The sequence below is a fragment of the Pseudomonas sp. HMWF006 genome (genome assembly GCF_003061205.1).
Lineage (GTDB): Bacteria > Pseudomonadota > Gammaproteobacteria > Pseudomonadales > Pseudomonadaceae > Aquipseudomonas > Aquipseudomonas monsensis.
The window spans coordinates 1-4,022 of the sequence record NZ_QAIU01000093.1 but is presented as its reverse complement, the minus strand read 5'-3'; the positions used below and the strand labels follow the sequence as shown (position 1 = coordinate 4,022).

4 protein-coding genes are annotated in these 4,022 nt (G+C 47.3%); 3 read left to right on the top strand and 1 reads right to left on the bottom strand.

Translation table 11 applies throughout. The features are described from left to right. Positions 1–91: 91 nt before the first annotated feature. Positions 92–1,591 (bottom strand): hypothetical protein, encoded by a 1,500-nt coding sequence (locus tag DBR24_RS03705; protein WP_128613924.1) that lies wholly within the window; start codon positions 1,589–1,591, stop codon positions 92–94. Between the two features lie 218 nt (positions 1,592–1,809). Here DBR24_RS03705 and DBR24_RS03700 point away from each other — a divergent pair, with 218 nt between their 5' ends. From DBR24_RS03700 to DBR24_RS03690, 3 genes are all read left to right on the top strand, one after another. Further along, complete coding sequence (locus DBR24_RS03700) at positions 1,810–2,430, top strand: tyrosine-type recombinase/integrase (RefSeq protein WP_128613923.1); 621 nt, start codon at positions 1,810–1,812, stop codon at positions 2,428–2,430. 204 nt (positions 2,431–2,634) lie between these two features. Further along, complete coding sequence (locus DBR24_RS03695; protein ID WP_128613922.1) at positions 2,635–3,459, top strand: GIY-YIG nuclease family protein; 825 nt, start codon at positions 2,635–2,637, stop codon at positions 3,457–3,459. An 88-nt stretch (positions 3,460–3,547) separates the two neighbouring features. Next, on the top strand, positions 3,548–4,022 hold a 475-nt coding region (locus tag DBR24_RS03690), incomplete at its 3' end, for a hypothetical protein (RefSeq protein ID WP_146188947.1).

Sequence of the window (4,022 nt, the reverse complement as noted above, 5' to 3'; positions counted from 1 at the left end):
GTCGCTCAACATTGTTTTTTAAACCAGGGGGCGATTCAGCCAGTCAGAATGGCAGCGACTTTTCTTTCTTGACCTCCCTTTTCGCCATTGCCTAGATACCCGCACGAATTTCCTCTACCAGGTCGCCTAATACAAAATTCAAATAATCGTTGCGACAGGCTTCTAACTCTTTGGGGAAGTTCGTTTGGATGAATGGCATTACCATCCATCCCTTCTGGTTTTCGCTCGCCCTTTTGTTAAAGAACTCTTTTACCCCTACCTGTGTGATTACTTGAAAGGCTATTTCGTATTCCTCTACCGACATGACGGTGTATGGATACAAGTCCACAACGTCGCGAGAAATTTTGGCCTTGTCCAACAGACTGAGCACGGACTCTTCGAGCCTTTCATAGGCCTTTGGCCCAAAAAGGTTCCAACTGACAAGAGTCACGACCACCGGAAAAAGAGATCGGTCCCCAGGTTGCCACCCTGTGTATCCATTGGTGATGTCCTCAAGGTTCTTGTAATTCTGAACGACATATCGAGCCAAAACATCTATCTCGCTATACAAGGCTTGACTCTCCAATTGGTAGCGAGCTTTGAGGCTTAGTCGTTTGGACTTGCACTCGACGAGAATTGCTCCAGTCGTGTCATAAACGAGTAAATCAATCCCATGCTTTGCGTTTTTCCCGATGTTGTACGGCTCAGGCTTGGCTATATTGACTGAAAATCCAGATTTACATCCCGCATTCAAAATGTTGCTGACGTCATATACGTAATCCTCAAAAGCATCGCCGTACGCTTGCTCGTAACCTTGGATTTTAGCGATATCAAAAAAGAGCCCCTCCGAAAACCTATACATCAAGTAAAAAGGAATGGGGCAAATTACGGTATTAGGAGAAGCTTGATCGATGACAATCAGTGGAGTGCTTATAAGGGGATTAATAGTGTAGGACCAGTTTTCGTTGTACTCCTGCGCGCTGAGTGTCCGAGCCTTTAGGTCCTCAAAGTTAAGCACCACCTTTTCTAGAAAAACATCACGCTGCTCATCGCTTATTCCAAACTCTGTGTAATCCTGCTTTAGGTTGTACGCATACTTAGTGAGGAAGTGACCGGATATCGACACCCCTAATAGATAAAACTGCTTTATAGAAAGAGTAGTGCCTTTCATAAGAACAGTCGCGAGATCCGGCGTGTTGTAAATTTTCAAATGACGGGCAAGCATCAGGTGCATGTTAGTACGCCACAGCACTTGTTGCTGGTAGCCGCGCTGTAACTCTTGGTAAATCGTTCTTTGAAGATCTGTACTATTCTGGCTATCTGATATTCGCCGTATTATATTGATGGCCGCTGCCAAGTGGCCTGTATTGTAGAGATCCTTCGAGTTACTACCATCGGCGTGCAGAATAATCTCACGCGTTAGAATATCTAGCTCCCAAGGATGCACTATGTCCTTTAGGGAGGCCTTACCGAGCTTATTCATTCGAGCGAACTGCAAAGGTAAGGGTTTGTCATGCTCGATGTTTCCGAAAAAACTCCAGATTTTTATGAGGGACTCGATACGATTCAATTTGGCGGCAAAATTCCGCATGGGTTTGTACGCGCTATACATTTGGTCGTCCCTGAAAATTGATGCACCATCATAAGCTCAGTGTTATTGGGCTTGCTATATCAGGTCCGCGATACTCCCACGCTCTTGGGCGACTCATGTCTGAGCGCCATCGGCAGCTATGGGTTGATAACAGCCGGTCATGACTGACCGCTTCTGGCCGGTTAGCGACCCTTTCTCTGGTCAGCCATCCTTGTCCTTCGACACGTGGAGGACTCGTCATGAACATCTTCACTACCTGCAGCCGCCAGCCTTGGAACAAAGGAAAACTGGTCGGGCAGAAAGCTCCACTCAGACTGAGAGATATCTGGGCCATCCGGGTAAGGCTTCAAATTGCAGAACGAACCCGTGATCTTGCGCTCTTCGATCTGGCCATCGACAGCAAGCTTCGGGCCTGCGACTTAACCAAGCTTCGTGTGCGTGACGTCGCCCATGGCGAGCACGTATCACCACGCGCCATCGTGATGCAGCAGAAAACGCTGCGGCCAGTGCAGTTCGAGATCACCGAACAAACACGGTTTGCTATCGCAGCCTGGATACACCAGGCCCAACTCCGGAGCGAGGACTGCCTTTTTCCGAGCCAGCTGCATACCTCAGACCATCTATCAACACGTCAATACGCACGTATCGTCAAAGGCTGGGTGGAAGCAATTGGCCTTGATCCAGCTATGTATGGCACTCACACAATGAGGCGTACGAAGGCATCGCTGATCTATCGCAGGACGAAGAATCTGCGAGCGGTTCAACTGCTGCTTGGCCATACGAAGCTGGAGAGCACCGTTCGATATCTGGGAATTGAAGTCGACGACGCCCTAGAGATGGCGGAACAGACCGAGGTTTGAATATGCATAGCGACGGTCGAGCCCTGACCGTCGCTAACCGGCCAGAAGCGGTCAGTCATATCCGGCTGCTTCCGGCCATACGCTGTTGTACCTAGCCATCACCGCCTATACCAATCAAAACTACCTGAAGGACGATCTGGACGGCTTAAGCGCTGCTATGGAATCCTTGGGGTACGTAGTCCCTTCCAGCAGAGTCAACCTTTTATGCTTATGCAACTCCTGAGCAGCATGCTGCCGTCACTTACAATCCAAAATACAAAGGTTCATCTCGCACAACACAATGGGTTTGAACACCCAATGGATGTATTCCTTGCAGACGATTTCGACGATTGGCAGTCATGGCAGTCCCGAAGAAACTTTGAATGCGAGTACGTGATTGGTCTGGTAGAACTGCCTGGCACTAAGAAATGGTTACTGGCTGGTGTGTACGATTCACTCAAAGTCAACGAATCGAAGGGTAGTAAAGGGAATCGTGACTTCGTGTACGACTACCGCCGTGTGCCTGAATTTGCCGAGCTGGAAGGCCGCTTGATACTCGACTACACAAAACCACGAGGTAACTATCTCTGGCTTGAAACGTGCCTGAAAAGCATGGTTGTATCATCAATGCTGGAAAAGCCTATGACAGTCGGAAAATTTCCCGGCTTCAACGAAGTAGATATATCTCATAGGGAATTGAACATTATCGTCCAACAGGGTCTGGAATCTTGGCAGACAGCGCTTTCCAGCGTAGCAGGGGTGTATCTCATATCTGACCGTACTGAAGGCGAGCATCAGCTATACGTAGGCTCGGCGACCGGGACGGGCGGTTTGTGGGATCGCTGGGTTAACTACTCTAATAACGGACATGGTGGAAATATCCGCATACGAGATCTGCGAACTAAGCGTGGCAAAAATTTCGCAGAAAATTTCAGGTTTAGCATTCTCGAAATTGCGGATAAACATACAGGGAAGGATGAGATGATGCAGAAAGAAATTTATTGGAAGCGCCGCCTTCTGACGCGCGACAGCGGACTAAACGGAAACTGAACAGATCGGATATGCCCCTTTGCCACCCGACTAAATATTCTTCTGTATGATATTTTAACTGTCTTTAATCTTGAAGTGTGTAGATGCCATGGACCTGCCACCAGAGAAACTATACAAATACATTCCTTCTGCTAGAGTTGACGTATTACAACACCTGACAATACGATTTACTCAGCCATCCGCACTAAATGATCCATTCGAATTTAATCTGCTATTCAGTGAGGCTTTGTCAACTCAACAGCTTCGAGAGCACTACGAAAAAGCAGATAAACATGAAATTGCCTTAGAAGCAATTAACAGCCTCCCAGATGAACAGAAAGCTTTGCTTGCGCTATTACCGAAAGAGCAGCTTGTTCATATGCTTGAGCAATTCACCTCAACAATTTTCAATTCGGAACAAATCAATAGCATTCATGGAGCTTACATAGCACCATTAACATCAAAATTAAAAAATAAACTTTATGAAGGCCTTAATAAAACAATTGGAATTTTGAGCTTGAGCGCAACGCCTGTATCCCCTCCTATGTGGGCAAATTATGCAGAAAACTCAACAGGGTTTGTGC